The sequence below is a fragment of the Mucilaginibacter jinjuensis genome, from assembly GCF_028596025.1.
GTDB lineage: Bacteria > Bacteroidota > Bacteroidia > Sphingobacteriales > Sphingobacteriaceae > Mucilaginibacter > Mucilaginibacter jinjuensis.
On the sequence record NZ_CP117167.1, the window covers coordinates 3953614 to 3979052 of the forward strand.

The 25439-nt window shown below is 41.7% G+C and carries 19 protein-coding genes; 12 read left to right on the forward strand and 7 right to left on the reverse strand.

Annotated elements, in window-relative coordinates; all coding sequences use genetic code 11:
* Positions 1 to 44: 44 nt before the first annotated feature.
* The gene (locus PQO05_RS17330; protein WP_273628691.1) at positions 45 to 1835 is read right to left on the reverse strand and encodes a chloride channel protein; all 1791 of its coding nucleotides are present in this window, start codon (positions 1833 to 1835) and stop codon (positions 45 to 47) included.
* A 72-nt stretch (positions 1836 to 1907) separates the two neighbouring features.
* On the opposite strand from PQO05_RS17330, the gene PQO05_RS17335 reads away from it, so the two are divergent.
* A complete protein-coding gene (locus PQO05_RS17335; protein ID WP_273628692.1) occupies positions 1908 to 3089 on the forward strand; it encodes an AIR synthase related protein in 1182 nt (393 codons plus the stop codon).
* A gap of 158 nt (positions 3090 to 3247) precedes the next feature.
* Here the strand turns inward: PQO05_RS17335 and PQO05_RS17340 are convergent, their stop codons facing one another.
* Both PQO05_RS17340 and PQO05_RS17345 read right to left on the reverse strand, forming a co-directional pair.
* Positions 3248 to 4492 (reverse strand): hypothetical protein, encoded by a 1245-nt coding sequence (locus PQO05_RS17340; RefSeq protein ID WP_273628693.1) that lies wholly within the window; start codon positions 4490 to 4492, stop codon positions 3248 to 3250.
* A gap of 23 nt (positions 4493 to 4515) precedes the next feature.
* Positions 4516 to 7173, reverse strand: coding sequence for a TonB-dependent receptor (locus tag PQO05_RS17345; RefSeq protein ID WP_273628694.1), 2658 nt, complete (start codon positions 7171 to 7173; stop codon positions 4516 to 4518).
* A gap of 352 nt (positions 7174 to 7525) precedes the next feature.
* Between PQO05_RS17345 and lpdA the strand changes: the two genes are divergently transcribed.
* The 10 genes from lpdA to smc all read left to right on the forward strand — a co-directional run bounded on the left by lpdA (position 7526) and on the right by smc (position 20330).
* Positions 7526 to 8917, forward strand: coding sequence for a dihydrolipoyl dehydrogenase (gene lpdA / locus PQO05_RS17350; protein WP_273628695.1), 1392 nt, complete (start codon positions 7526 to 7528; stop codon positions 8915 to 8917).
* A 216-nt stretch (positions 8918 to 9133) separates the two neighbouring features.
* Positions 9134 to 9973, forward strand: a complete 840-nt coding sequence (locus PQO05_RS17355) for an MBL fold metallo-hydrolase (protein WP_273628696.1) — start codon at positions 9134 to 9136, stop codon at positions 9971 to 9973.
* Between the two features lie 173 nt (positions 9974 to 10146).
* Positions 10147 to 11007: a sigma-70 family RNA polymerase sigma factor gene (locus PQO05_RS17360; protein ID WP_090466905.1), complete on the forward strand. Its 861-nt coding sequence runs from the start codon at positions 10147 to 10149 to the stop codon at positions 11005 to 11007.
* Between the two features lie 98 nt (positions 11008 to 11105).
* Complete coding sequence (locus tag PQO05_RS17365; protein ID WP_273628697.1) at positions 11106 to 11273, forward strand: hypothetical protein; 168 nt, start codon at positions 11106 to 11108, stop codon at positions 11271 to 11273.
* Between the two features lie 73 nt (positions 11274 to 11346).
* Positions 11347 to 12045: a deoxyribonuclease V gene (gene nfi / locus PQO05_RS17370; RefSeq protein ID WP_273628698.1), complete on the forward strand. Its 699-nt coding sequence runs from the start codon at positions 11347 to 11349 to the stop codon at positions 12043 to 12045.
* Positions 12046 to 12196: 151 nt separating this feature from the next.
* Entirely contained in the window at positions 12197 to 13174 is a 978-nt protein-coding gene (locus tag PQO05_RS17375; RefSeq protein ID WP_273628699.1) for an aspartyl protease family protein, read from the forward strand.
* Positions 13175 to 13240: 66 nt separating this feature from the next.
* Positions 13241 to 14599 (forward strand): early set domain-containing protein, encoded by a 1359-nt coding sequence (locus PQO05_RS17380; protein ID WP_273628700.1) that lies wholly within the window; start codon positions 13241 to 13243, stop codon positions 14597 to 14599.
* A gap of 358 nt (positions 14600 to 14957) precedes the next feature.
* The gene (locus PQO05_RS17385; protein ID WP_273628701.1) at positions 14958 to 15608 is read left to right on the forward strand and encodes an ATP-binding cassette domain-containing protein; all 651 of its coding nucleotides are present in this window, start codon (positions 14958 to 14960) and stop codon (positions 15606 to 15608) included.
* Between the two features lie 15 nt (positions 15609 to 15623).
* Positions 15624 to 16415, forward strand: a complete 792-nt coding sequence (locus tag PQO05_RS17390; RefSeq protein WP_273628702.1) for a PhzF family phenazine biosynthesis protein — start codon at positions 15624 to 15626, stop codon at positions 16413 to 16415.
* 375 nt (positions 16416 to 16790) lie between these two features.
* Positions 16791 to 20330, forward strand: coding sequence for a chromosome segregation protein SMC (gene smc / locus PQO05_RS17395; RefSeq protein ID WP_273628703.1), 3540 nt, complete (start codon positions 16791 to 16793; stop codon positions 20328 to 20330).
* 53 nt (positions 20331 to 20383) lie between these two features.
* On the opposite strand, the gene PQO05_RS17400 is transcribed toward smc, so the two are convergent.
* The 4 genes from PQO05_RS17400 to PQO05_RS17415 form a co-directional block, all read right to left on the reverse strand.
* Positions 20384 to 21907, reverse strand: a complete 1524-nt coding sequence (locus tag PQO05_RS17400) for a S41 family peptidase (RefSeq protein WP_273628704.1) — start codon at positions 21905 to 21907, stop codon at positions 20384 to 20386.
* Positions 21908 to 22002: 95 nt separating this feature from the next.
* The gene (locus PQO05_RS17405) at positions 22003 to 22626 is read right to left on the reverse strand and encodes an HAD family hydrolase (protein ID WP_273628705.1); all 624 of its coding nucleotides are present in this window, start codon (positions 22624 to 22626) and stop codon (positions 22003 to 22005) included.
* Positions 22616 to 22924 (reverse strand): hypothetical protein, encoded by a 309-nt coding sequence (locus PQO05_RS17410; RefSeq protein ID WP_273628706.1) that lies wholly within the window; start codon positions 22922 to 22924, stop codon positions 22616 to 22618. Before PQO05_RS17410 ends, PQO05_RS17405 begins: the two co-directional genes overlap by 11 nt.
* A 13-nt stretch (positions 22925 to 22937) precedes the next feature.
* Complete coding sequence (locus PQO05_RS17415; protein WP_273628707.1) at positions 22938 to 23594, reverse strand: ABC transporter ATP-binding protein; 657 nt, start codon at positions 23592 to 23594, stop codon at positions 22938 to 22940.
* A gap of 123 nt (positions 23595 to 23717) precedes the next feature.
* Between PQO05_RS17415 and sucC the strand changes: the two genes are divergently transcribed.
* Positions 23718 to 24911: an ADP-forming succinate--CoA ligase subunit beta gene (gene sucC, locus PQO05_RS17420; RefSeq protein ID WP_273628708.1), complete on the forward strand. Its 1194-nt coding sequence runs from the start codon at positions 23718 to 23720 to the stop codon at positions 24909 to 24911.
* Positions 24912 to 25439 lie beyond the last annotated feature (528 nt).

Below are 25439 nucleotides of genomic sequence, written 5' to 3' on the forward strand. Positions count from 1 at the left end.
AAAGGCGCAAAATATTGCGCCTCTACTGTTTTTAAGGCTTTTTTTTATTTCTGATGAAACAGATCTGACTGTTTATGCTGCATCACCATCGCGTCGCGATATTTACTTAACAGCGCCGATTTAGATATAAACCCTACAAACTTACCGTTACGTGTAACAGGTAAGCGCCAGGCATCAATGGTATCAAACAACTGCATCACTTCCTGTACAGATTGATTATAATCTATAATGGCGGGCGGTATTACCATAACATCGGCAATAGTAGCTTCAGCAGATAAGGATTGATCGTACAGCGCCTTTCTCATTTCATCCAACCATAACACACCTTCCAATTGCTGATCAGAGGTTAAAACAGCAAACAGGTTAGCATTAGTTTCACTAAGCAGCTTATATAATTCGGCTATCGGCTGATCTTTAGTTAAAGAAACGTAATGATGATCGATGATCTTACTTAAATCAATCGAACTTAGCATTTGGTCATCCTGGCCGGGATATACATTTTTCTCATGGATCAATCCTTGCCAGTACATATTGTGCGGATTGCTGTTTCGTGATATGATATAAGATATGGCAGACACGATCATCAACGGAATAAATAGTACATAACCTCCCGTGATTTCGGCAATCAAAAATATAGCCGTAAGCGGAGCATGCAGTACGCCACTTAATGCCCCGGCCATGCCCACCGCAATAAAATTACTGGTGTTTAAATGGATCAACCCGGTTTGGTTAACGGTATAGGCAACAAACAAGCCCAGGAAAGCCCCTGTAAACATAGTTGGTGCAAAAGTACCGCCATTACCGCCCGAACCCAGTGTAATACCTGCCGCCACAATTTTCATCAATATTAAAGCCAGCATAAAACCAGCCATTACCCAGGGATGCTCCATATAGGCACCGAACATCGATCCTTCTTTCAGCACATCTATATTGCCGTTTAAGGCCTCCTGCAAGTAATGGTAACCTTCGCCTAATAGAGGGGGAAAAATGAGGATGATTAAACCAAGCAATAACCCGCCTAAAATTGCACGTACATACCTGTTCTGCTTTTTAAAGATGCCTTTCTCCAGGTCTTCGGCTACCTTAGTAATGTAAATAGCCACCCATCCGCTTAATAAACCTAATATGATATAGAAAGGCAGTGCACCCATAACCCAACCCTCAGTAACGAGGTGAAATAACTGGCGCGAGTATAAAACCTTTGCTACCACTACTCCTGTAGCCGATGCAATAAGTAAGGGAATAAAGGTAGAGATGGTCATCTCCCCTAATAAGATTTCCAACGAAAACAGTACACCCGCTATCGGGCTATTAAACACCGCTGCAATACCTGCCGAAGCCCCTGCAGCCATTAGTATCGTTTTATGATACGGGCTTAATTTAAAGAACCGACCCGTATTTGAGCCGATAGCCGCACCTGTAGAAACAATAGGTGCTTCCAGCCCAGATGAGCCGCCGAAACCTACCGTAAGCGAACTGGTAATTAAGTGCGAATAAACATTATTGAACTTTACGTTGGCCTTGTTGCGTTTAATGATATAGATCAATGTACCTATTCCCTTCTGAATCTGGTCGCGGTTAATCAGGTGCTGATAAGCTACCGTTAGTAAAATACCAACTGCCGGTAAAAACAGGTAAGTATAATGGTAAGGCAGGTGCAGGGAAATACTGCGGCTCAGGTCTTCCATAAAATGTACCAGGTATTTAAGCAATACCGCACCAAGCCCGGCAACCAGGCCCACAAATACGCTGCAATAAATTAAAAAGTTATGTTTACTTACCTTAACTAACCTCCAGCGGTTAACGTTTATATAATGAAGAAGAGTCTTTATCATGAGAATAGAATGCGAAGGCCGGCAATTTAAGGATTTTACTGCTTAAAAGTATTGGGATGCTTATATTTGCCCATGATTTCTTCGCAAAGGTATGACCAGCGCGGCGTATCGGCTTCTAAAGATGATGTCCATAACGCCATTAAAAACATTGATAAGGGTATATTTCCACAAGCTTTCTGCAAAATAATCCCGGATATTTTGGGTGGCGATGCCGAGTGGTGCAACATTATGCACGCCGATGGCGCAGGTACCAAATCATCATTAGCTTATTTATACTGGAAGCAGACCGGCGATATTTCGGTATGGCGCGGCATAGCCCAGGATGCTATTATTATGAATGTGGATGATTTGCTTTGCGTAGGTGCGGTTGATAATATCCTGCTATCATCAACCATTGGCCGTAACAAAACCCTGATACCAGGCGATGTTATTGCTGCCATTATTAATGGTACTGAAGAAATCTTAGCAGAACTGCGTGATGCCGGTATGGGCATCTATTCTACTGGTGGCGAAACTGCCGATGTGGGCGATTTAGTACGCACCATCATTGTAGATAGTACAGTTACCTGCCGCATGAAACGCAGCGATGTAATCAGCAATGACCGTATTAAAGCAGGTAATGTGATTGTGGGTTTATCATCATCAGGCAAAGCCACTTACGAAACAGAATATAATGGAGGCATGGGATCAAACGGATTAACATCAGCCCGCCACGATGTTTTCAATAAAAAACTGGCCGAGCAATTTCCGGAGAGCTATGACCCTGCTGTACCTTACTCCTTGGTATTCTCGGGCAGTAAAAACCTGTCGGATCAGATCGACATCGGTAACGGCGAAACGGTAAGCGCCGGTAAATTGGTATTATCCCCCACCCGTACTTATGCACCCGTAATTAAAGCCATACTGGATAAATATCGTTCGCAGATTGATGGTATGGTACATTGTAGTGGCGGTGCACAAACCAAAGTTCTGCATTTTATAAATAACCTGCATATCATAAAAGATAACTTATTTGATGTTCCGCCCTTGTTTAAACTGATCCAGGCTGAGTCTGGCACCAGCTGGCAGGAGATGTACAAAGTGTTTAACATGGGTCACCGTATGGAGCTTTATGTATCACAGGAGATTGCTGAAGACATCATCAGCATATCAAAAAGCTTTAACATCGATGCCCAAATTGTAGGCCGCGTTGAAGCTGCTGAGCAAAAGCAGGTAACTATCCGCTCTGAGTTTGGCGAGTTTGTGTATCATTGATCAGGATTTACAGAATTTAAGAATAATCAGAATTACTTTAATTCAATGTGATATAACATTCATTCTGTAAATTCTCAAATTCTGTAAATTCTGATTCGGACATAAAACAAGAAAGGCCCCGATAATATCGGGGCCTTTCTTGTTTTATAAAGTATTAGTTATTGTTTAACCCAGTTAGTACCATCGAACTTAAATGTTGCGAAGGTAGTTATAGTTGGGCCAGAATAAGTGTAATAAGTAATACGGTAAGGTATACCAACTTTTGGTGTTGGGAACTCTGATTTCAAAATTACAATTAAAGCTGCATCAATTTGAGCAGGTGACCAATAGCTTGAACTTGTAGTGGTAGTAGTAAATGTACCATACTGCGCATAGTTGCCAATAGCACCAGTGGTTCCGGTAGTTGCACCAGCTAATAAGCTTGGATCAGTTTTTCCAATTGTTGCGTAATCAGCTGCAACTGTGGTATAGAAAATAGTTGGATCTGGTATCCATTTACCACTGCTTTTTACAAATGTTAACGTTACAGGAGCCGAGGTGTGTACCCAGTTATTACCATCAAAAGTCATTGTGAAAAGACGTTGAGATGTAACTTTAGTACTGCTGTAATAGTTAAAGCTTACATATTGCACACTACCTGGTTTGGTAGTAGCCATAATACCTGCATCTGCCTTTAAAATACTATTGAAAGTTGATACCAGGTTAGCATCGTCTGCTGAAGTGAACTGGTTGTACTGACCACGACCAACTGCTGCATATTGAGCCGGAGTAATGTAATAATCCTGAACCCATGCACCATTAATATAAGCAAATGAACCGGTAGCCAAAGTAGTGGTAGCAGTACCGCTTACTGTGCTGGCAATAGAAAGACCAGGGTAAATTTGAGGTGCTGTAGTTGCAATAGTTGGGTAAAATATCCAGGTTAAAAGGTGTTGCTCATTTGCAGCAGGGTTTGGATATTTATTTGGCAACCAGCTCATTAATTGAGCTACGCTAAAGTCGGCAAACTTGTTACCCGGCAGTAATAGATAGTCAGCATTGTTTACTAAAGTGTATTTTGTGGCAGCACCAACGCTGTCTGGCTGTACAACATTCTGCGTACCTGGGGTAAAGGTTATGCTTGCGTTAGAACCATCACCATAATCAAAAAACTTGTAGTTCAACAACGCCGGGATGTTTGCGTTTGCATCCGCAATATTAGCGTACGACTTGTTTTTGTAAACAGTAGTTGTACTTGCATAAATATTTACGTTAGTATAATCTGCCGCTTGTATTGTATAAGTGAGGCCGGCAGCCGGCTTTCCTAATCCGTCAATCGCGTCATAAGTTTTGTTCATGGGTTTACATGACGCAAGCGCCATAACTACTGCCCCAATCGCGAACAAATAATGTCCTTTTTTCATATCTTTTTTAATTAATATCGTTATTAGAATTTAACTTTTAATGTAGTCATGTACATTCTTGGCGCTCCGTACCAAACACCTAAAGCATTTGTACGTGTTGCAAAGTTTTGGCCTGCAGGGGTAAGTGGCGGGTTAAGCTCATAAGCATCTGACAGGTACTCAGTGTTAAACAAGTTGTAAACGTTACCTACGAATGAAGCATCAAGACCAGCAAATTTAAAGCGGTAAACGATGTTTAAGTCACAGATAGAATAGTTTGGCACTTCGTAGTTGGTATAGCCGGTTGAAGTAAGCTTCGTAGGATCGAAGGTTGCATAGTAACGGGCGTAATAGTTCCAGTTAGCGCCAATTTTTACTGCAGGTAATACTTGTACATCAACACCTAAAGCAGCAGTAGTTTGCGCACTGGTTGGTGCACTACCAAACTCACCAACTTTAAGGCCTTTCAATAATAAAGATGATTGGGTAACTGTTGTTCCGGTTGAGCTTGTAGTTTGTGCAGGACCTGTGTTAGTAAGGTAATGGTAATCTGCAATAGTTAATGAACCTGTAAAGGTTATATCTTTTACAGGGCGTAATTTACCTTCAAATTCAAAACCCTGGTGAACTTCGTTCAAACCAGAAATGTTAACTACAATTGGAGTACCATCAGTATCTACCGCACCTGTTGATCTTACAACAGTTCTGTCACGGTAAGTAGATCTGAACGCATCTACCTTAGCAGTGAAGATACCGCTCTGGTAACCGTAACCAACTTCGTAATCTAATAATTTTTCTGGTTTCGCGTTAGCGTTAACCTCATTTTGCTTGTTCAGGAATATCGCTGCAACAAGTGGTGAGCGTTGGATATAACCACCGTTAACGTAAACGTTGCTGTGTGCATCGATGTTGTAGTTAACACCACCTTTTGCCTGGTATCCCCAGAAATTAACCCATGGGCTGTTTTGGTTACCCGGAGTGTAGTTAAAATAGTCGGTACGACGGTTGTTGGTATAGTTACCAGCAAGTGAAACAAACGCGCTCAGGTCATTTTTAATGTACTCTGTTTGCAAATAAACACCCTCGCTGCCTACATCATAACGGTAATCGTTATTAAATCTTTGGCCGGTAACAACGTGAGCATTGGGGTTATTAATGTTACCTGTTGGTGAAGTTGCGCTGTTTACTCTTGCGTCAGTAATGTAATCACCGCCTAAAAGATCAGCTACAGTGTTGTAGTGTTCGCCGGTGTAGTAACGTAAGTCTAAACCACCTAAAGTATGGAAATCACCGAATACCTTTTTGAAGGTACTGATTAAACCGCCTTGCACATGTTTGTTAACAACATTTTGCATAATACGGGTTGATGATCCATCAGGGTTGTTTACGTTAGTTTGGATAATAGAGTTAAAGTCGATAGGTGAATAAGTACCGCCTGTTCTTGGCACGCCTGTAGGGCTACCCGGAGTTAAAGTAACATATCCTTGTGGAGTTGTACCACTTACGCCTGGGGCAGCAGATAAATAATCAGCAGCACCATAACCATAAGTACCGTAAAGAATAGTTGATAACGAAGTTTTGCTATCGATAGTCCAGTTATGGTTTAAAGATGCTAAAGGCTTGTTATAGAAGTTTTGCTCTGCGCTGTAAACTTTACCGTTGTAGATACCAAAATCAGAGTTGTACTGTGTACCGTCTGGTGCAGCGCGGTAAGTAGAAATGGTGTTAAAGGTATAACGCTGACCGTGGCTTTGTGCAGCACCCATGATGTTAAATGACAAGGTTTGGTTTTTCCAAACTTTTGAAATGTTAGCAAAATAGTTATAACCAGTGTAGTATAAGCCTTGTGCATAACCATCGCCAGAAGTTCTTGATAACAAGAATGAGCTTGCCCATCCTTTATCATTTAAACCGGTTGCATAGCTTAACACAGTTTTAAACGAGTTAAAGCTACCTACTGATTGTGAAATAGTACCACCCGGATCTTTTTCAGTGTTGCGGGTAAGGATGTTGATAGTACCACCTAATGATGGAACTGCGATATCTGTAGCAGATAAACCGCGTTGTACCTGCATAAATGTAGTTACATCTTGCAAGCCAGCCCAGTCATTCCAGTAAAGTTTACCGGCTTCAACATCGTTGGCAGGGATACCGTTAATTAAAAGCGCAACGTTGTTGCTGCTGAAACCACGGATGTTAATACGTGAATCGCCATAACCACCACCGGTTCTTGACGTCATCACGCCTGGAGTTGATTTTAAAAGCTCAGGAAACTCAGCGCCTGCGCCTTTTTCTTCAATGTACACCTGGTTAACAGATGATGCAGCGATTGGGGTAGAACGGTTAACAGCAATAGGTGAGCTGGCGTTTACCACAACCTCTTTTACTGAAGATGTAGTTGGATCAAGCGTAATAGTTCCAAGATTTTTGTCGGCTACATCAAGTGTTTTTGATATGTAACCAATATAAGAGAATACCAATGTAGTGGTTCCCTCTTCAGGCACCCGGATTTTGAAAGTACCATCCAGAGATACCGAAACTGCCTTAGTTGTACCTTTAATGGTAACTGTGGCACCAATTAACGGTTCTTTAGTTTGTGAATCTAACAATTTACCGGTAATCAGTTTGCCGCCATTGCCCTGAGCGTAAGTAATGCCCAGGCTAAAAACAGTGGCGAATAAAAGAAGTAAAATCTTCCTCATACGTGTTTTGTTTGTTAATGTTTAATTTAAAATAACGAGCAAAGATATATATAAGGCTCATTTCCAATGTTAAGGCAATGTTAATAAAGCTTGGGTTTTATCAACATTATATCAAAAATATAATAAAAGTCGCAACAAAACCTAATTTAAACCGTAAAACTGACATTTTCGCCAATTGATTGTATCAGCTTTATTACGTTTTTTACAATCAATACGCAACAATTACCCGCATTACATTAGCCTATCATAATTAGAGCGTCATCAATTTTGTAGCAATACCACTACATGTTTCGCATTTCACGGTTTTTACTTAGTTTTGGCCTCAAACAAAAAAGCATAATCTTTAAAAATCATGAACTACGATGTCATTGTTATAGGGTCTGGTCCGGGTGGCTATGTTGCTGCAATCCGTGCTTCCCAGTTAGGTTTTAAAACCGCTGTAGTTGAGCGTGAATCATTGGGCGGTATTTGCCTTAACTGGGGTTGTATCCCAACTAAAGCATTGCTAAAAAGCGCACAGGTATTTGAATACCTTAACCATGCTGCCGATTATGGTATTAAAATAGAAGGCCAGGGTGTGGTTGATTTTGATGCAGTAATAAAACGCAGCCGCGGTGTTGCCGATGGCATGAGCAAAGGCGTACAGTTTTTAATGAAGAAAAACAAGATCGACGTTATTAACGGCTTTGGTAAACTTAAAGGTAAAGGTAATGTAGAGGTTAAAGCTGCAGATGGTACCGTTGCTACACACCAGGCCAAACATATTATATTAGCTACGGGCGGCCGCTCGCGCGAGTTACCTAACCTTAAGCAAGATGGTGTTAAGGTTATCGGCTACCGCCAGGCTATGAATTTACCTAAACAACCAAAATCAATTGTTGTGGTAGGTTCGGGCGCTATCGGCATCGAGTTTGCTTATTTCTATAACTCTATAGGTACTAAAGTTACCGTGGTTGAATTTTTAGGCGACATCGTTCCGTTAGAAGACGAAGAAGTTTCAAAACAACTGAACCGCAGTTTAAAGAAACAAGGTATCAACATCATGACCAGCTCTACAGTTGAATCTGTTGATACCAGCGGCGAGCTTTGCAAAGTAAACGTTAAGACTGAAAAAGGCATGGAAGTGCTGGAGGCAGAGGTTGTATTATCGGCTATCGGTATCAGCACTAATATAGAAGGTATCGGCTTAGAAGAAACCGGCGTTAAGTTTGACAAAGGTAAAGTATTGGTTGATGACTACTACCGCACCAACGTTGAAGGCATTTACGCAATCGGCGATATTGTAAAAGGCCAGGCCCTTGCTCACGTAGCATCAGCAGAAGGTATTACTTGCGTTGAGAAAATTGCAGGTTTACATGTTGAGCCGATCAATTATAACAACATCCCGGGTTGTACTTATTGCTCGCCTGAAGTTGCTTCTGTTGGTTACACCGAGAAAGCAGCCCGCGAAGCAGGTTACGAACTTAAAATTGGTAAATTCCCATTCTCTGCCTCTGGTAAAGCAAGCGCTGCCGGTGCAAAAGAAGGTTTTGTTAAGGTAATTTTTGATGCTAAATATGGCGAGTTTTTAGGCGCGCACATGATTGGCTTTAACGTTACCGAAATGATTGCCGAAGTAGTAACTGCACGTAAGCTGGAAACTACCGGCCATGATGTTATTAAAACAGTACACCCTCACCCAACCATGAGCGAAGCCATTATGGAAGCTGCCGCTGATGCGTATGGTGAAGTGATACACTTATAGTATTGAGTCCGGAAGTCGGAAATTAAAGAAGTCCGAAAGACGGAAAGGTAGAAAGTCCGGAAGTGTTAAGCTTCCGGACTTTCTTGTTTTAATGGACATTGATAGTTCTTGCTTGTCTTCCAGACTTCCTGTCTTTCGGACTTCCTAACTTGCGGACTTTCTAACTAATAACTACTTTCGGACTTCCGGACTTCTTTACTTCCGGACTCCCGAACTATGAATCTACACACTATCAACACCGGATTATTTAAATTAGATGGCGGCGCAATGTTTGGCGTGGTGCCCAAATCCATCTGGCAAAAAACAAACCCGGCCGATGATAATAATATGTGTACCTGGGCCATGCGCTGCTTGCTGGTTGAGGATGGCGATCGTTTAACATTAATTGATACCGGTATTGGCGATAAGCAGAGCGAAAAATTCTTTAGTCATTACTATCTGCACGGCGATGATACCCTGCAAAAATCACTAGCAGCAAAAGGTTTCAGTACCGATGATATTACCGATGTATTTTTAACCCACCTGCACTTTGACCACGTGGGTGGTGCTGTAAAACGAGATGGCGAAAAACTAACCCCCGCCTTTAAAAACGCAACCTACTGGAGCAATCCCAACCATTGGGACTGGGCTGTAAACCCTAACGAACGCGAGAAAGCATCTTTTCTTTCAGAAAACATATTACCAATTCAAGAAAGCGGACAATTAAAGTTCGTAGATGTATCTGAACAAACACCATTTACAAATGATTTTAGTATCCGTTTTGTATCCGGCCATACCGAAGCCATGATGCTGCCGCTCATTAACTATAAAGGCAAACAGATTTTGTATATGGCCGATCTTTTGCCCTCTGTTGGGCACCTGCCTATCCCCTATGTGATGGCTTATGATATGTTCCCGCTGACTACTATGGCCGAACGGAAATTGTTTTTTAATGAAGCCGTTGAAAAAGAATATGTGCTCTATCTCGAACACGATTCTGTTAACGAATGTTGTACCCTGCAACACACAGAAAAAGGGATTAGGGTAAAAGATACCTTTGCACTTGACGAATTGTAGTTGTTTTTTATATCTTTAAAAAGTAATGCTAAAGAGTGTCTTTATTGATGTGCAAATTTCATTTTTGAGATTTTTGGCTTAATGTAAATTCTCGCATAAACAAAAAAATTTAATAACAATTTTATAGCTTTGCGCGTTCAATTCTATAACAAGAATAGAGGTAATAAAAATAGATGAGACAACTCAAAATCACTCAATCCATTACCAACCGTGAATCACAGTCACTCGACAAATACCTTCACGAGATTGGTAAGGTTGACCTAATCACTGCCGAAGAAGAAGTAATATTAGCACAAAAGATTCGCGAGGGCGATCAGGCTGCCTTAGAGCGGTTAACAAAAACAAACCTCCGATTTGTGGTTTCTGTTGCCAAACAATATCAAAATCAGGGCCTTACCTTGGGCGACTTGATTAACGAAGGCAATTTAGGTTTAATTAAAGCAGCCAAGCGTTTCGACGAAACAAAGGGTTTCAAGTTCATCTCTTATGCCGTTTGGTGGATCCGTCAGTCTATTTTGCAGGCCATTGCCGAGCAATCCCGTATTGTACGTTTACCATTAAACCAGGTAGGTTCATTAAGTAAAATCAGTAAGGCATTCTCAAAATTAGAGCAGGAGTACGAGCGTGAGCCGTCACCAGAAGAACTTGCCGACATACTGGAAACTACAGTTGACAAAATTTCTGACACACTGAGCAACTCGGGCCGCCATGTATCTATGGATGCACCGTTTGTACAGGGCGAAGAAAATACCTTGTTAGATGTACTGGAAAACCAGGAGCCAAACACAGATTCGATATTAATTAACGAGTCATTATCAGAAGAAATTAAACGTTCATTATCTACACTTACCGAGCGTGAGCGCGAGATAATCGTTTTATTCTTCGGTTTAGGCACCAACCACCCGCTATCACTCGAGGAAATTGGCGAAAAGTTCAATTTAACCCGCGAGCGTGTGCGCCAGATTAAAGACAAAGCGCTGCAAAGGCTACGACACACTTCCAGAAGTAAAATTCTGAAGTCTTATTTAGGATAAAATATTTGAGGGCCTCCGGTAAACAACCGGAGGCTTTTTTGTTTTATAAAGGCGTATTAATAAATTATGTAAATTTGTTAAAGCCCAAAGCAAATAGCATGACGCAAAAAGATCAACAATTTGATGAGGCGGAATTAAAGCTGCTAAAAGAAGCCTTAAAACGTACCTATAAAGAACGTTTTGAAGTTGCTACAATGCTTTATAAGGTTCAGCAAACGCTTAATAAGGCAACCATCTTTCACAAGCCCTTCTTTCTGACTAAATAATTGATCGCTTTCCAATAAAATATTGGGGAGCCCTTGGTAAACAACCACGGTTATTTTGTTTTATATAAACATAATGCAACCCTCCGATTACGAAACCCTCACTCCTGCCCAGGCCATTGCTTACCAGAACGAGTTAAGGCTACAGATCAGGATTGAGCCATTGGATAAACCAATCCATATTATCGGTGGTGCAGATATTTCCTTCAATAAATATTCTGAAATTGTTTATGCCGGCATCATCCTGCTTAAATATCCGGAGATGACCGTTATTGGCCACTCATCGGTAATTAGCCGCACCTCTTTTCCTTATATCTCTGGCCTGTTAGCCTTCCGCGAAGTACCTGCTTTGCTGGAAGCGTGGAACAAACTCGACATTAAACCCGATCTGTTAGTTTTAGACGGTCAAGGCATAGCTCACGAACGCCGCTTAGGCATAGCAACACACTTCGGACTGATAACAGACACACCAACTATCGGCAGCGCTAAAAGCCGGTTAAGTGGCCGTTATACAGAACCAGACAATGAAGTATTTGCCCAAAGCCCGATGTACGATAAGGGCGAAATAATTGGCACAGCACTACGCAGCAAAAAGAACTGTAACCCCATCTACATTTCGCCCGGGCACCGTATCAGTATGGAGCAAAGCGTGGAAGTGATTAAGAATTGTATCAAAGGTTATCGCATCCCCGAGCCTACAAGGCAAGCGCATATTCTCGTAAACAAAGTAAGGGTTGATGATGGCGGAAAAGATACGCAACTGAATTTATTCTAAGCCCCCAAAAGAGAATCAAGAGCCAAGAAACAAGACAAAACTCACCCTACTTCAACATTCATAATTCAATATTCGACATTCGAAGCTGTCTTGATTCTCTCCTTGTAACGAATTTCATTTTGCTGCGTCTTATTAGCAGACCACAACACCTATGCTCAACCGTGTTTTATTTATGGCCTTATTACTGTCAGCTTTATGCTGCAATATGGCTATGGGTAAAAGCGGAATTGTGATCGGTGGCGTAAACCTCAAAGCTTTTGATGGCGACTCTGAGCCTTATGGCGATTTCAAAGTTTTAACCGTGCCCATTAAAAGAGCTGGTAACCTGATTATTGTAGAGGCCCAGTTAGATTCGGTAGCAGGTAATTTTGTACTGGATACCGGGGCACCCTACCTTATTTTAAACTCCACCTACTTCCGTGATCTGCCTAAAATCATTGAGCAGGATGCCGGCGGGGTTAACGGTCGCGCAAGCGGAACATTTACTGCCGTAGTACATAACTTTTCCTTAGGTTTCGATTTACATTACGATCGATTGGTGGCCGATGTAACCGATCTTTCCGGTATAGAAAACAGCAAAAAGATAAAGATCCTTGGCTTGCTGGGTACACGACTGTTTGCCAAGCTGGCCATCACTATCGATCTTTCTAAGAACCTGCTTTACATTCACAAACTCGATAAAAATAACGACATCCTTCCCGATGAACGGGTTTTTGATAAGCCAGACATGAAAACCACCTTTAAATACATGAACGATGTGATTTTTATTAAAGGTAATGTAACTGATAAAAGCATCTGGTTTGCTTTTGATACCGGTGCCGAAACCAATATGCTCGATTTACACGTACCTAAAAAGGTGATCAAATCATTACAGGTTATTAACCGCAGTAATGTGGTTGGCGTTGGCGGCTCATCTTATGAAATGATCTATGCCCATTTCGACAAGCTTGTTATTGGCGATTATCCGTTTGTAAGTAACAGGGTATTAGTATCAAACCTCGAAAACATAGGCAAGGCTTATGGTTATTCGGTTGACGGGATATTGGGTTACGACTTTTTTGCGCGCGGCATTTTCAGTATAAACTTCGCTAAAAAAGAATTTGAAATGTACATTTACAACCATCAATAGTACAAAATGAGGACGCTGAGACATTTATTTACAATGTTACTGATGCTTTGCTGCTTATTTGCAGCAATGGCTCAGACGCGTAATCAATTAATATTTCAGCGCAAACAAATACTGTTAACTATTAATACCCGTACAAGTAAAACCGAGATTGACAGCCTTTTAAAAGTAGCTGGCATTACCGGCCAAACTGCCGAAATGTTAATTCGCGGTAATTACACTGCCGCCACTAAAAACGGCTGGACTGTTAATGCAAAGCATAACATTATCAAACTTAACCGCTCATTAAAAGACGTTACACAAACCACTCCCACTACACCATACCTGCTCAGCAGCAATGTATATAAAGCAAGTTCGAGAGCTGGCTACCCTGCCGAGGTAGCTTATGGCGTAAATAATTTTGCTAAAACTACCGTACGCGAATTACCTAACGGCTTTACCCGGTTCTTCGTGCCCGGTAACACGCAGGCCAGGCGGGTGTTTGTATCAGGCAATTTCAATAACTGGAGCACCATGAAAGGCCTGATGAATAAAACCGACAGCGGTTGGGTTGCAGATATCAGGCTGGAACCTGGTAAATATGCCTACAAATTCATCATCAACAGTAACTGGACTATTGATGTAAACAACTACCTGACTGAAGACGACGGCGCGGGTAACACTAACTCTATTTATTACCGCTATAATTATACGTTTAAGCTGGCAGGCAATACATCTGCACAAAAAGTTAGTGTAGAAGGCAGTTTTAATAAATGGGCAGATATACCAATGCGATTAAGAAACGGGGTTTGGGAAGCCTCGCTTTATCTGCATGATGGCAATTACCTGTATCGCTTTATTGTAAACAACACCACTATAACCGACCCTGCTAATAAGCTGACCCAAATGCAAAATGGAGTATTAAACTCGGTATTGCTCATGGGCGAAACAATTACTTTTAAACTGAACGGCTATCTTACAGCACATAAAGTATACCTTACAGGCGGTTTTAATAATTGGGATGCCGATATGCTGCCGCTTACTAAAACAGCAACAGGTTGGGTGTTGACTTATGTTATTCCTGCCGGGAATTATCAGTATAAATTTGTGGTAGATGATCAATTTATTACAGACCCGGCAAATCCACACCAGATTACTGTAGATGGCAAAACCAACTCTTATGTATCTGTAAGGCCCAACCACACCTTTGTACTAAAAGGCTATGCTAACGCACATACCGTACGTTTTATGAGCGATTACACCAACTGGAACGAACAAGGTTATACCATGGAGCATCGCGGCGACGAATGGATAATCAGTATGCGGTTAAAGCCCGGCAAATATCTCTACAAGTTTTTGGTCGACGGTAACTGGATCCTCGATCCGGGTAACAAACAATGGGAACAAAACCAGTTCGGCACAGGCAACTCTGTACTTTGGATCGAGTAAAGCTGTAATATTTAATTCAACCCGACGTTTAGTTATTTTCAAACCTAAATGCTCAAATCTTACGCCCTCTTACTACAGTTTTACAAATCTTTTTTATCGTGGAACTTACTATTCACAGGTTTTGCGCTATACGCAGTCTATATAGGCGGCCCGGGCAATACAGGTAATAGTATCATTATCAAATTAATCGGGTATTTGGGCATATTCAGCTTTCAGACGTATTTTTATAAATACGTATACTTCTATTATCGCAATGCGGGCCAGTCAATCAAAAAGCTCTATATCTACGCTTTCTCTTTTGATTTTCTATCATACCTGTTAATCATTTCAGGCTACTTAATCACCTTACATATTTCGCATGTTAAAGGTCGATAGTGTACAGTTGGATTTCGGCGGCCGTAAAATTTTGCAGAGCGTTTATATTGATTGCAAGGCCGGAGAAGTAATCGGTTTACTAGGTAGAAATGGCTGCGGTAAATCGAGCTTACTCAAAATCATCTTCGGCACGCTTACGCCCAATTATAAATATGTAAGCATTGATGACGAATTTATAGCTAAAGGTTATTTGGATAACAAAATTGCTTATTTACCACAGCATAATTATTTACCGCAAAACATGGTAATTAACCAGCTTGCGCCAATGCTGGTTGATCCCCTGGCTTGGGACGAATTTAGCTCCTATCCGCTTTACCAGGAGCATCAGCACAAAAAACCACGCGACCTTTCAGGTGGCGAATTACGCAAGCTGGAAACATTGATGATACTTTACAGCAAAGCCAATTACATTTTGCTGGATGAACCATTTACACACGTATCGCCCATACAGGCCGAAGATATAAAGGCCATTATCCGCAAACGTTCGCCTTATAAAGGTTTCATTATTACAGATCATCAGTATCAGAACATTCTGGAGATCAGCGATAAAATTATTTTGATTAATAATGGCGCTACCAGGTTGATTGAAAACAGAGAAGAATTGGTAACTTACGGATACCTTAGTGGTAATTAGATAAACCGAGACATCATGACTATCCCTATCTACCAGGCCGATGCCTTTACCGACCGTTTGTTTGGCGGCAACCCGGCTGCAGTTTGTCCCCTCGAAGAGTGGCTGCCCGACGAAACCATGCAGAAAATAGCGGCAGAAAATAACCTGGCCGAAACTGCCTTCTTCGTTAAAACAGCCCACGGCTTTCACCTGCGCTGGTTTACACCAGAACTGGAAATAGACCTATGCGGCCATGCTACCTTAGCCACGGCTCACATTATCTATACCCAGCTTGGCTATACAGGCGAAGAAATATTATTCAACACACAAAAAGCAGGCATATTAAAAGTGTCAAAGCACGATGATAAGTACACACTCGATTTTCCATCGAGGCCACCTATCCCGGTAGACTTAAACACGGGTTTGTTAGAGGCTCTGGGCGATAATGGTAAAGAACCCATAGCCATACTCCGCTCGCGCGATTACTTTTTGGTTTATGAAAACGAGCAGGATGTACTCGATATTAACCCCAACCACATGGCCCTGGCCGAGATTGACACCATCGGTGTAATTGTTACCGCACCGGGTAACACGGTCGATTTTGTATCGCGTTTCTTTGCCCCTGCCGCAGGCGTTCCCGAAGACCCCGTTACCGGTTCGGCACACTGTAACCTTATTCCATACTGGGCAGAGAAATTGGGCAAAAACAAACTCCACGCCTACCAGGTATCAGCCCGCAAAGGCGAACTTTGGTGCGAACTAAAAGGCGACCGGGTACTGATGAGCGGTAAGGCGGTTACTTATTTAAAAGGGGAGATTTATGTTTAGTTGGATAAAGGACGGAAAGACAAAGGATTAAAGATCTTCTTAAAATTGCACGTCATATTTATTTAGCAAATTTGTCATTCAGAACGCAGTGAAGAATCTTCTGCTCCAGGCACAGCGGTTATACAGATCGAAGAAGATTCTTCGCTATCGCTCTGAATGACAAAAAAGCGCGTTGTCATCCTGATCTCAGTCGGAAGGATAAGCGTAGGCCATCTAAACCATACTTCAACGGAGCTCAGTATCGCATCCGTGTTTGTCTTTTTTCAAAAGTCCATTTTCCTTTCTCTTTCCTCCTTAATTCTTTAATCTTTCTTTCAAAACTCAGTTTTTTATGATTACTTTGAAGGTTGATTAAAGACAGAAATTACCCTGTAGATGCAGCTTACGCGATTAGAGATTAAAGGCTTCAAAAGTTTTGGCGATAAAATAACCATCAATTTTAATGAGGGTATTACCGCCATTGTTGGGCCAAACGGTTGCGGTAAGTCTAACGTGGTTGATAGTATCCGTTGGGTGCTGGGTGAGCAGAGCACCAGGATGTTGCGGTCGGAGAAAATGGAGAACATCATTTTCAATGGCAGCAAAAGCCGTAAGCCAGCCAACCTGGCCGAGGTATCGTTAACTTTCGATAACACAAAGAATATCCTCCCTACCGAATTTTCGCAGGTTACCATTACCCGCAAATTATACCGTACCGGCGAAAGTGAATATCGTTTAAATGATGTGCAATGCCGCTTGAAGGACATCACGGATCTGTTCCTGGATACCGGTATCGGAGCCGACTCCTACTCTATCATCGAGCTGAAAATGATCGACGAGATCATTACCAACAAAGAAGGTTCGCGCCGTAATTTGTTTGAAGAAGCATCGGGTATTTCTAAATATAAGCTCCGCAAAAAACAGACTTTCAGCAAGTTAAAAGATACCGAGGGGGATCTTTCACGGGTAGAGGATTTGTTATTCGAGATCGAAAAGAACTTAAAAACACTCGAAAACCAGGCCAAAAAAGCAGAACGTTATTATCGTTTAAAAGAGCAATACAAAACGCTGAGCATAATGCTGGCTTCGTTCCGCATTGTATCCTTCAGCGAATCGCTAAGCCGTATTGAGGAGCAGGAACAAAGGGAGAAAGAAGGTAAAACCGGCATTGTTGCACAGATAGATACCCTGGAAGCAAGCATCCAGCAGCAAAAGTTGGATAGTTTGACCAATGAGAAAAACCTCTCTGTTCAGCAAAAAGCTACCAATGAGTTTATCAGCAAGATCCGTGCTTACGAGAGTGAGAAGAAAGTACGTAACGAGCAGCTTAAATACCAGAAAGATAAAGAAAGCCGCCTGAACGAGGAACTGGAACGCGACCGCAACCAGTTAAACCACGTACTGTACAACATCAAACGTTTAAGTGAAGAAAAGTTACAGGAAGAAGAAACCCTGCAAACCGTACAAAGCCGTGTTGCCGAATTAAAGCAAGCTGTTGATGAATTGAGAGCCGATCAAACTGCATCGCGCGAGGAATTAAACGAGCTGAACAGCATCAACAACCGCCTGCAAAACCAGATCTATCAAACCGAGAAAAACATTGATATTCTGCGCATCCAGCAACAGGCCCTCGAGCAGGAAAGCCAGCGTAATATGGAAGATGCGGCTGGTAAAGAGGTTGAGCTATCACACTTTAACCAACTGGTAGCCGAGTTGGATTATCGCACCGAAACCCTGCAAACAGAATATAACCAGGCTGTAGAAAGCGAAACCAACCTACAGGAGCAGATTAAAGATACCGACGCAGAAATTACCCGTATAAAAGAGTATGTAAGGCAGGAAAGCCGTAAGCTGGATGCCAAACAAAACGAATATACGCTGACTAAAAGCATGGTGGATAACCTGGAGGGTTTCCCCGAGTCGATCCGGTTTTTGAAGAAGAATGCAGGCTGGTCTAAAAACGCGCCATTGTTTAGTGATGTCCTTTTTTGTAAGGAAGATTACCGCATCGCCATAGAGAATTATCTCGAGCCTTTGATGAACTATTACGTGGTTGATACTTACGATGATGCCATCAGTGCCATCAACCTGTTAAGTAATTCAGCAAAAGGGCGTGCGCAATTTTTTGTATTGAATAATTACCAACCGGCAAGTAATACTTCTGATATCCCAAGTTCGGGCCATGTGCCTGCTTTGAGTGTGGTTGAGGTAGATAATCGTTATAAAAACCTGGTTAGCAACCTGCTTAAAAATGTTTACCTGATAGATGATGCATCAGAAAACGATTTGAACAATGCTGAATTGCCCGATGGCATCGTATTGCTGGGCAAAAGCGGAAAGTTCAATAAATCTAAATATACCGTAGCCGGTGGTTCTGTAGGTTTGTTTGAGGGTAAACGGATTGGTCGCGCTAAAAATCTCGAGAACCTTGCCCGTGAGATTAAGGGAATGGAGGCTGATGTAAACAAGGCCAATCAGAATATTGAGCAATTACAAAGCAAACTTACTGCGCTCAAAGCTTCAACGCGTGTTGAAGAGATTCGCCTCAAACAGCAGGATCTGAACAGGTTAAATACTGAGCTCATTACCGTTAAAACCCGGCAGGAACAGTATCAATCGTTCATCGAGAACAGCCGCAATCGTAAAGAAGATATTGCAGCCAAAATAGCTACCATACTGGCTGATATGCAGGCAGCAGAGCCGCAGCTGGCCGAGTTTAAAACACAAAAGCTGATACAAAGCGAATTGCTGTTAGATAAGCAACAAGCTTTTAATGAGCTGAATGAATATGTAACCGTACAATCAGGCGCTTATAACCAGGAGAATATCCGCTTTCATCAACAACAAAATAAGGTTTCGGGGTTATTTAAGGATCTCGAATACCGTGAAACACAGCACGATAGTTTAGAGACCCGCATCAACCAAAATGCTTCGGAACTGGAGAAATTAAAGGTTGATATGATGGAAACCATGAAGGACACCGACCACTCGGACGAGGACCTGATTGCCATGTACGTGCAGCGCGAGGAAATGGAAAAGGCTACCAGCGAAGCCGAGCAAGTTTACTATGCATCTCGCGGTAAAATTACCGAGATCGAAAATGAGGTAAGTGCCTTGCGCCGCCGAAAAGACCAAGCCGAGGTAATTGAAAATGAACTGCGTGAGAAACGCAATAATTTAAAGCTTGATCTGAACGCATTAAAAGAACGCCTTTCGGTAGAGTTTAGCGTAGATATTGAAGACTTGCTGGATACTGCTCCCCCTGCCGAAGAAACGGAAAGCGAGTTGCGCGATAAAACAGAAAAGCTTAAAAAGCAATTAGACGAGTTTGGTGCCATTAACCCGATGGCCATCGAAGCTTACAACGAGATGGACGAACGTTATCAGTTCATCAATGCCCAAAAGAAAGACTTGTTAGAGGCCAAAGCATCACTCCTGGCAACAATACAAGAGATTGATGATACCGCCCGCGAGAAGTTTATGGCCGCCTTTATCATGGTGCGCGAAAACTTTATCAAGGTATTCCGTTCGCTGTTTAATGAGGAAGATTCGTGCGATTTGATCCTGACTGATCCTAACCAGCCATTAGAATCGGATATTGATATTATTGCCAAGCCAAAAGGTAAACGCCCGCTCTCTATCAACCAGCTATCAGGTGGTGAAAAAACGTTAACGGCTACGGCTATCCTGTTCTCACTTTATCTGTTAAAGCCTGCCCCATTCTGTATTTTTGATGAGGTTGATGCGCCGCTGGATGATACCAATATTGATAAGTTCAATAACATTATCCGCAAATTCTCAGTCGATTCGCAGTTTATCGTAGTATCGCATAACAAACGTACCATTGCCAGCACAGATGTTATTTACGGAGTAACCATGGTTGAGCAGGGCGTATCACGTGTAGTGCCTGTCGATTTGCGCGAACTGGCCGACTAACAAAAAAAGCGCTTCAGTTTCCCAAAGCGCTTTTCAATATCTGATCAAAAATCTTATTTATGTTTCGGGGTTCTGTAAAGCATCCCTTTAAACTTATCGTTATCCATCTTTGATGCCAGCGCATTTTGCTGATCGATCGACATGGTAGCTGTATTTAAGCTCTGCACACTTGCAGAACTTACTTTGTAGGTACCTGCCTTTATATCATTCAACACAGAAGCGAATAAACCTTCGGTAACATCACCAAACTCTTTACTCAGGTCATCCGGTGCGTTATAGCCCGGATAATCGGTTGATGCCGGTACCATACCTGTGTAATAGCCACCCTGCCCTGCCGAGTTTTTGGTTTCAAACTCCGGGATATACATGGTGTATTTATTAATATCGATATCAAAGAAACCAACCGGCTTACCGTAAGTTGTACGGCCTATCAATTGTACATTCATATAAGGGCGCAGGTTATTGATAGTAAGCTCGCTGGCCGAAGCGGTTGAACTTGTTACAATAAAAAATACACGATTTAAATTAAAAGGGTGAGTGGTGCCAAATTTGGTTTGGTTACCCGCTACCGAAAAATCAACCTGTGCGTAATTATACGTTTTGCCATTATCATCCTTACGCACCTGGTTTTTAAGCAATACTGCTTTACCTGCAGTTAAGGTACTGTTATAATAAGCAGTATACATTAAAGAGTTATTGGTTGATGCAGGCGCTATCTGGTTATCCAAATATTCGGCAGTTTCTACGTAACCACCACCGTTGTAACGTAAATCGATCACCAGATCTGTAATACCTGCGTTTTTAAAAGTGTTGAAAGCAGCATCAATTTGCGGCTGGGCATTTTTTAAAACTACAAAGCTATTGAACACCATATAACCTACTTTTTTACCATTGCCCAAATCAATTACTTTACTGGTAATAACCGGGTTAATGGTATAAACAGCAGCATTTAATGTTACATTAAAGCTTGTACCATCGGGCTTAAGCAGCGTCATGGTTATAGAGCTGCTGTTACTGTAAGCGTTAACAATAAAATTAACGTTGGTTGATGTTGTGGTACCATCATAGGTTAAATCGGTTTTACCATTAATAGCTGTAATGCGGTAGCCCCGTTTAATACCTGCCAAATCGGCCGGCGAACCTGTATAAACATATTTAACCCTTAAATCGTTAAGGCTGTTATATAGATATGCCGGTGCAAAACCAAAATCGCCGGTTACAGCGTTTAACCTGGTCGAAACCTCACCTTCGTCAATAAACGAATATTTTGCCTGGCCAGGACTGGCTGCATAATATTCATAAGGCAGGTTGGTAGCCGGGTTTATTTTGTATTGCGATATAGCATTTACCTCTTTGGTAAGCGCGTCTACATCGGCAGTTGCGGTAAAGCTTCTTGGGTTAAAAACATCATAAGTAGGCAAGGCATCGTACCAGTAATAATCTTCTTTAGCGTACAGGAAAACCGAATCGCGAATCAGATCTAATGTTGATCCTGTTGGACCGGATGCTTTATCTTTCTTACAACTTTCGCCGAAAAGAACTAAACTTAATAACAGGAATAGTAATACTTTATTCATAGCGTTCATTTTTACTCTTACGCATCTTTTTGATAAATAGTTTATTAGCTCAAATTATTTATCATTCCTATGACAGAATAAAATGCGATAAGTTTTTATTTAGATGTGGTTCTTATAAAATTTCCGGCATCAAGATAATCTATTCCGCTGGCTTCTGCACTTAGCTCGTCAGTTTTTGTGTGGCCGATCATTAGAATATCTCGGCGTTGCAGGTCGTGCTCCTGTATCAATGTATGAATGGCATCCGGCTCTGGTTTCGATGCATATTCATTGGCAAAATAGCAGATGAGGTATTGCTCAAGTCCGTGCCATTCAACCTGGCGTATTTTATTGAGTTGTTGCTGCGGGTTGCCGTTAGTTACAATAAACAGCTTTTTGCGATCAACCACAATCTCCTGCATCAGATCCAGCATTTGCTGGTATAGCAACAACTTCAGCGGCAACTTGGCATTCCCCAATAAAATCTGAAAGTTTTGTGCGTATTTAATATCGATATTAAACTCCTTTTGCAGTGCATCAAAAACTGCATCATGCCCCTGCTGCTCGTAAGTTTCAGTCATGGTTTTAAGCATGGCTTTGGCATCAAGCATTTCGGTATACTCCAAAAAAGTGGCAAACAGGTAATAAACCTGCAGCAGGTAATCTTTCTCAGGATACAGCACATTATCCAGTTCAAAAATAAAGGCTTGCTTACGCGGATCTATCTCGTTATAAACCATCGGCAGTGTAGTTGATGTTTATACCATATTCATCATACAATAGCTGCGCTTCTTTAAGTAGTTGCATTTCGATGTTGCGCAGCGGGTAAATCTGTGTTATTCCTTTATCAAGGCACAGGGCCAGCATCTCATGCATATAAGATGCACTTTTAGGATTAGGCAGCTTAATCATTTTCCCCGATTTGATCATCATTTCGGGCAGTTCTTCATAATCGCCCAAAATAATCTCATCGGCATTAATAGTGCCTTTAATTTGGTATGCTTTTGATGTTGATGCAGCTGTTATGAGTACACTCACTTTTCTATCTATATTATTCCTGAACAATTAAACCATCCCGCATTAAAACCTTACGGTCTGATAAGTTGGCCAAATCTTCATTATGGGTTACAATAATAAAGGTTTGGTTAAACTCATCGCGCAGTTGTAAAAACAATTCGTGCAGCTCACGCGCATTATTAGAATCGAGGTTCCCCGAAGGCTCATCAGCAAATATTAACGCCGGGCTATTTACCAGTGCCCTGGCAACAGCCACACGTTGCTGCTCCCCACCCGATAGCTGAGCTGGTTTATGATGTAAACGTTCGCCTAAACCTAACTTATTTAATAACTCTATAGCTCTTTTCTCTGCCAAAGCTTTAGATGTACCTGCGATATAAGCCGGGATACATACATTTTCTAAGGCAGTAAACTCAACCAATAAATGGTGGAACTGAAATATAAAACCAATTTTATGGTTACGGAAAGCGCTTAGTTGTTTGCTGCTTAAGGCGCTGGTGTCGATGCCATCGATAATTACTTGTCCGCTGTCGGCCTTATCTAAAGTACCCAGTATATTTAGCAATGAGCTTTTACCGGCACCCGACGCGCCTACGATGGCTACAATTTCTCCTTTATTTACCTCGAGGTTAACACCTTTTAAGATATGCAGGTTCCCGAATTTTTTTTGAATGTTTAGCGCTTTCAGCATTATGGCAAAAATAGAATATTAGCACCCAATTTGTAACAACTGTAATAATTAATGGATAAAATAAATTAAGGTTTCATAAATAGGGATGAAATTGTAGATTTACCGCAAATTCTAAGAGTAGACATGAACATTCACGAATATCAGGGCAAAGCCATTTTAAAAAGTTTTGGTGTCAGGGTACAAGAAGGCATAGTTGCCGATACCGTTGACCAGGCTGTTGAGGCGGCTAAAAAAATGAAAGAAGATTTCGGTTCAGACTGGGTGGTTGTTAAAGCCCAGATACATGCCGGCGGCCGCGGTAAAGGCGGTGGTGTTAAAGTAGCCAAGAACCTGGATGACGTTAGGGAAAAAGCTGGTAACATACTTGGTATGCAACTGGTTACCCCGCAAACTGGTCCCGAAGGTAAATTAGTAAGCAAAGTGCTGATTGCACAGGATGTTTACTACCCAGGCGAAAGCGAAACCAAAGAATTTTATATTTCTGTATTGCTTGACCGTGCTAAAGGCCGTAACATTATCATGTACTCTACCGAAGGTGGTATGGACATTGAAGAAGTTGCACACAGCACTCCAGAGCTGATCTTTAAAGAAGAGATTGATCCTAAAGTTGGCTTACAGGCTTTCCAGGCCCGTAAAATTGCCTTTAACTTAGGTGTAAGCGGCGATGCTTTTAAAGAAATGGTGAAATTTATCACTGCTTTATACAAAGCTTACGATGCTACCGACTCTTCTCAATTTGAGATTAACCCGGTGTTAAAAACATCTGACAATAAAATTTTAGCTGTTGATGCTAAAGTAAACATTGACGATAACGCATTATACCGCCATAAAGACTATGCAGACATGCGCGATACTGCTGAAGAAGACCCTACTGAGGTTGAAGCCAGCAAATCGAACCTTAACTATGTTAAGTTAGATGGTAACGTTGGCTGTATGGTTAACGGTGCCGGTTTAGCAATGGCTACCATGGATATTATCAAGATTGCCGGTGGCGAACCTGCTAACTTCTTAGACGTGGGCGGAACTGCTAACGCACAAACTGTTAAAGCTGGTTTTAACATCATTTTGCAAGATCCTAACGTTAAAGCTATCCTGATCAACATTTTCGGTGGTATTGTTCGTTGCGACCGTGTTGCTCAAGGTGTTATTGATGCTTATAACGAAATTGGCAATATCCCTGTTCCAATCATTGTACGTTTACAAGGTACCAATGCTGAGGAAGGTAAAGCCTTGATTGATAACTCTGGCTTAAAAGTTTACTCTGCTATCTTATTAAAAGAAGCTGCAGACAGAGTTAAAGAAGTTTTAGCGCTTTAATTAGATTCTACATCCGAGACACAAAGTATTGTGTCTCTACAATATTAAGAGGGAGCCAATGGTTCCCTTTTTTTGTTAGTAGCGTTGCAAACGCTAAGAAGTGTTAAGCACGCGATGCAATCGCGCGCAAGGATTCTAAGCAAACTAAGGCTCTTCTCCCGCTCCTCTCGCGCGCGATTGCATCGCGTGCGCAATACTTCACGGCGTTTGCAACGCCACGCCGTGCAAGTAACAATTTCCCCATTTCCACAACTTTTTCCCCGGTTTTTCTTTTGGGGAAATATTCCACAGTAAATAAAAATGGCCTTTAAAGTTATTTAGAGCCCATTTTAAAGTCCTATTCACCATCGGCACAGGCTTTGCCTTAACCTATACATCAAACATTATTAAAACATTTAAAACATAAAATCATGAACACTTCAATCGTAATCGCAGGTATCGTAGCACAAGCAGCTCCATTATTTTTAGTAGTTAAAACTATCGCAGCTAAATTCAATAACTAAGCTTTAAACCTTTTCAATTATCAAC